Source organism: Anaerosporobacter sp., assembly GCF_965301125.1.
The window spans coordinates 1-5830 of record NZ_CBDLAM010000211.1 but is presented as its reverse complement, the minus strand read 5'-3'; the positions used below and the strand labels follow the sequence as shown (position 1 = coordinate 5830).

Here is a 5830-nt window from a genome sequence, read left to right as displayed (position 1 = left end):
CTTAAATTGTTTGTCAAGAAGAAAATATTTAACTTATTATCAGTTATTTAAGTGCTGTCGTTCAGCGACGAAATTTATTTTATCATTTACATGAACATTTGTCAACAATTAAATCATCTTTTTTTTATAGAATTCTTCTTTTCTATATAATATAACATTTTTCTCCATATTAATTCATTCAAACATTCACTCTCGCTACTTAATATCCCCGTAAAATAATATAATATTCAGAGATTCATTTTTTTCTAACTAATCAAAACAATGTAAAATGAGGTGCATTTATTATACTATTCTTGTATAAATGCACCTCGTTTTACATACACAGCCACATCCCCTACTTTCTCCATTTCACTTTGTTCATTTAAAAGTGAATGGTTTTAGGGTAACAACTGCTTAAAATCCTAAAACATTTCAATATCTAATTAGTAAATATTTGAGTCCAATAAACTACATTGTTACTATCAATATAGCATCCAACTCCAAGTTTATTGTATTTGCTTGACATAATATTCGCACGGTGTCCTGATGAATTCATCCATGCATCCACAACAGCTTCAGGTGTCTTTTGACCATATGCAATATTCTCACCTGTTGCTTGATATGATATATTCATCTCTTTTAATATAGTTGAAAATGAAGATCCATTTGGTCTTGTATGTGAAAAACTCTTTTTAATCTCTTGTGATCTAATATATGCCGCCTTTTCTAGTGTTGTATTCGTTGTTAATGCACTTAATCCTTCTTTTGCTCTTTCAATATTAACAAGACGTAACACTTCTTTTGTATAAGCAGCATTACTTGATGTAGTTGAACTAGAATTATTGTTATCTGTCTCTACATTATCTCCAGTAATACTATTTATCTTATTTGATTTAATTTTATCAGAATATACTCCATAGTACTTTATATTAGAACTCTTTTTATAAGCTCGTACTCTATAGTAATATGTCTGATATTGCTTAGCTGTCTTATCTGTATAACTTAGTGTTGTCGAACTTCCGATATACTCATAATCACCATTCTTTGAATTAGAACGATATACGTTATATTTACTTGCGTTTGATACTTTATTCCAACTTACTTTACGACCGCTTGTTTGATTCGTAACTTTAACATTATTTGTTTTTTTCAATGTTGCTGAAACACTCGTTACATTTGAATACGTACTATAAACCTTTTTACCATTCACAGTCTTGTAAGCCTTTACTTTATAGTAGTAACTACTTGAAGATTTACAATCTGTATCTTTATATGTGTTTGTTGTTACATTTGCAAGCTTCGTATACATTCCATTTTTTGAGGTTGAACGATAGATCTCATATCCTTTTACTCCTGATACTTTACTCATTGATAACGTAACAGTCGTTGCAGTTCTTTGTTTAATTGTTGTGTTTGGTCTAGTTACTGAAGTAGCTGCCTTCGCTTTCCATTCTCCCCAGCCTGAACACGGCATTGTCATGTAGCTGACTACAATACACAATAAACAGGCTAGAATTGATATTTTAATCATTCTTCTTTTCTTCATATTCTTTTCTCCCTTGTATTATTATGTTAACATTGTAACACTTTCGTAATAATTATGTAATATATTTTTCATGGAATTCCTGTAATTAATAGGAAATCCAGTAACCCCTCCCCCTCCAAACAACAAAAAATCTCAGAAAGTTACTGCTATATGCGATGTATAACTTTCTGAGATTTGTATTTAATTCATTCAATTTATGGCTTAAAATATAAGTTTTGCTATTACTACAACTATTGGTAATGTGATTAAAGTTCTTTCTATAAATATAATAAATATTTCTTTGAGGCTTACTGGAATCTTTGAAGCAATTAATAATGCTCCTACTTCTGATAAATAGATTAATTGACATACAGATACTGCTGCTACGATAAATCTTGTCATATCGTTGGCTACATTGGCAATTAATACAGAAGGTAATAGCATATCTGCAAATCCTGCAAACAATGTTTGTGACGCTGCGACTGCTTCAGGTACACCAAGTATGTTTAGAATCGGTAAGAAGGGTAATCCTAAAATTCGAAAAATTGGAGTATATTCTGCAATTAATAAAGCAATTGTACCTACTGTCATAACGATTGGAATAACTGCAATCCACATATCAAGTACATTCTTAAAACCATCAATGAATATACTCTTGCCTACATTAACACCATCTACTCTCTCAAGTGCTTTCTGCACTCCATAAGTAAAACATTTTGTATTCATAGGAAGTTCTTCTTTATCATCCTTAGTTGTTCCATCAAAATAACGATCTTTCTTTCTTGATAGTGGTGGTATCTTCGGTAATAGGATTGCTACTATAATACATGCGAATGTAATAGTTAAGTAGAATGGTACAAACATGTGAGATAACCCTACCGTATTAATAACAACTAAACTAAATGTTATGGAGACTAAGGAAAAGTTTGTTCCTATCACACAAGCTTCTCTCTCCGTGTAAAACCCTTCTTCATACTGTTTACTTGTTAACAAAACTCCTATCGTACCGTCACCTAACCAAGAAGCAATGGCATCAATAGCAGCTCTCCCCGGTAATCCAAATACCGGACGCATAATTTTAATTAATAGTGCACCAGTAAATTCTAACAACCCAAAGTTCAATAATAATGGTAATAAGATACCTGCTAAGAAGAATATAGTAAATAACACCGGAAGTAAATCGTAGTATACAAGCCCTCCTGTATTAGCTGATGCTATAAAGGTAACATCTTTAGCAAATACTACGATACAACCAAATACAAATGCTACACCTCTAGCAACCAACCATAGTGGTGACACTTTGAATAGATTCTTCCAAAATCCTTTTTTCTCTTCTTTACCTGAAGATTCTTTCCCTTTGTTTGAATATCTATCAATGATTACTGTAAGTAAGCTACCAAAGAATGATATTGTTAATAATCCAATTAAAATGTATTCTATATAAGAAGCAATATATCCACTAAGCAGATTTGATAGTATTGCAATTGGAATCGTAACTTCTCCATCTTTCACTACTGGAAACATAAATAGTATAATTCCGATAATGGATGGTATCATAAACTTTGCATAGTTCTTTCCTTTTTTCAAATAACTTTCAACTTCTGTATAATCTTTATTTTTATTCACGATTCTTACCTCGTTTATCACTGTCATTAACTAATTTTCTAGGTTTACGCACGTATCAACTACTATATCTAATACTGTATAAAAAATCAACATGATTACATAAAAATAACGATGGTAACTTATACCACCGTTATTTGTGTACTTATAGTTATTATGCAACTGTAATTTAGTAATATACTTCTTTTCTCAATTCTTACTTTGGCTCTGCATACATAATATCTTCTTTTACGAAATCAGGGATATTATTAACATCAATGGTGTATTGAGCTTTCTCCATATTACCATATTCATCTGTTTTTGTAACTACAGAGATTCTTAATCTATCGTCATAATTAGTCAAAACCTCATTATTTATCATATATTCCCAATTTGCTATATAGGGAATAATCTTGCTTATCTTATCTTTATCGTTGTAAGTAACTTGCATATCATAATACCAATCTGGATGTTCTTTCGCATATTCTTGATAACGTTCTTCCCCTTGAACCTCATATGGAATAGAATAATCTATATTTAGCTCCACAATATTATCAAGATCATAAGTCTTATTAAAATCAAATCCGTGTTCTGTTAAGAATGCAATGGTGTTTGTAAAGGATGGATAAACGTATGAAATATACATCGGATAACCGCCAGTCCTGTCACCAACATCACTAAATCGAATTGTTGCTACTGGTACTTCCTCTCTTACATCTTCTAGTGAAAGCTTTGTGAGTTCATCTAAATATATTGATAATAACTGTGCCCGTTCTTCCACAGTCAAGGTCATATCTACATTTTGGAACTCATTATAACAAGTCACTTCTGCTACTTCCTTCCATGTATACAATGAGAAGGCACCTTCTTTGTATTCTTTTGTTTGGTATAATTGATTTAGCAAATCAAAATTAGATTCTACAGAAATATCATAGTTATATCTACGATAGACTTCTCTTCCTGATTTCAATCGATATAGCACTTTAAGTCCTATATATTTATCATCTGATTCATAAATATCCTCATCCTCTTCATTAATTGTACCATCTTTATCAGCTCTCTTCATAATTTCATATGCAAGATTTTTATCTTCTAAATGCATGTATTGGAAAGCATATTCGTCCTCACCCATATACGACACCTCAGTTTGACCCTTATCCTTGTTAATTACTATAAAATCTAGATTAGTATCAATACCATCAATCGAAATACTCATACTCTCAATCTTATCTTTACTTGGTACATACTGATCATACTGTAGTAAATCCCACTTATATGTTGAGAATATTGCAAACATAAGCACAGCCCCAATCAGTAATTGTATACGCCTTTTGAACGCTGCTTTAAAGTCAAAATGATAAATGATTTCCATCAAACAACTACATAATAGATATCCACTAACCATACCAAAGACTAACCAAAAAAAGGAATCGGTATCCATTAAAGATGTAAAGATTAATCCCCCAAATAAACCTATTGGTATACTTACTGCTGTCTTAATATAAGGTTCCAATCCTTTATAGGAAATTGCTTTTCCTGCTGCTTCTGACTTTCTCCCACGATATAAGAAAATCACTAAGATAACTAATGCTATAGCAATAACTAGATAACCTAATACGTTAGATACTTGAAGCGTCCCCTCTTGCGCCTCTTGAAACATTTTATAATATGCACCAAGAGGTGAGCATCGAAATAAAATAGACCCTGTACCAAAACGATAAGTATAATGCGTATCAAAATACATACTACCTAAAGCAGTCATTAATATCGATACCATTGGAGCATATGCAAAGAACACAGCACAAGCTAAGATACTTACAATAAGTTGGCCAGTTAACAATACCGCAATGATTACAACGGTATACGTAATCCAATAACATAATAAATTAATTCCAAATGCTTTCCATGCTTCTATCCATACGTCAGATTGAAGAGCTCCGTTTGCACCGGCTATAACAAATCCTATTGCCAATGATACAAGATAAGGAATCACATAAATTGCAATACCAACTATATACGTAGAGGCAAATAGTGAATCTCTCTTAACAGGTATACTATGATAGAAATCCACTTTCTTCTTTGATTGCAGATAGTAAAAACCACTAATACCACATACTACAGCTAATATCACTGTTAGTAGGATTAAAGCTGAATTATCTAAGCCCATGCTACTCACAGCGCTATTAGTAAGGTACATTTTCCTTGCACCGATTGCAGGATTATCCTTTATATTATTCATTGCCTGTTCTAAAGAAGTTGCAATATATACAGGTAATGCAAATAAAAATGTAATAACTGAGATAGCGATTGCCCATAAACGTCTCTTAATATCTTCTCTCATCAATCTACATAATAAGTTTTTTGATGTCATATCCAACTACCTCCGTTTCACTAATGAATATCTCTTCCAAACTAAGTGGCAGCACTTCAACAAATACTGGATTTCTCTTCTGAATGGTAGCTGTAATCTCTTCGCAAGTTCCTCTTGCTGTATACGTATATAACGAACCTCTTTGTTCTTTCTTAATTAGGTTTAATTCTCTCTCTACTTCTTCCACTCTATCTTCCGCTTTAAATACACATTGTACTTTATGAATACTGCATTTCATATCGAATAAATCCTTGGACAACAAAATCCCTCCCTTATGCAAAAGTCCAACATGATCACAGATATCTTCTAATTCTCTTAAGTTGTGAGATGCAATAATCGGTGTCATCTCTCGT

General features: G+C 32.1%; 3 protein-coding genes and 1 pseudogene. All 4 read right to left on the bottom strand.

Features of this window, described 5'->3' with window-relative positions:
- Positions 1-418 precede the first annotated feature (418 nt).
- Positions 419-1525, bottom strand: a complete 1107-nt coding sequence (locus tag ACW2QF_RS16905; RefSeq protein WP_455717187.1) for a CAP domain-containing protein — start codon at positions 1523-1525, stop codon at positions 419-421.
- A gap of 201 nt (positions 1526-1726) precedes the next feature.
- Positions 1727-3130: a YjiH family protein gene (locus ACW2QF_RS16900; protein WP_455717186.1), complete on the bottom strand. Its 1404-nt coding sequence runs from the start codon at positions 3128-3130 to the stop codon at positions 1727-1729.
- A 193-nt stretch (positions 3131-3323) separates the two neighbouring features.
- Entirely contained in the window at positions 3324-5477 is a 2154-nt protein-coding gene (locus tag ACW2QF_RS16895) for a DUF6449 domain-containing protein (RefSeq protein WP_455717185.1), read from the bottom strand.
- A pseudogene (locus ACW2QF_RS16890) lies at positions 5452-5830 on the bottom strand (ABC transporter ATP-binding protein); the annotation flags it as partial. The pseudogene ACW2QF_RS16890 and the gene ACW2QF_RS16895, both read right to left, overlap by 26 nt.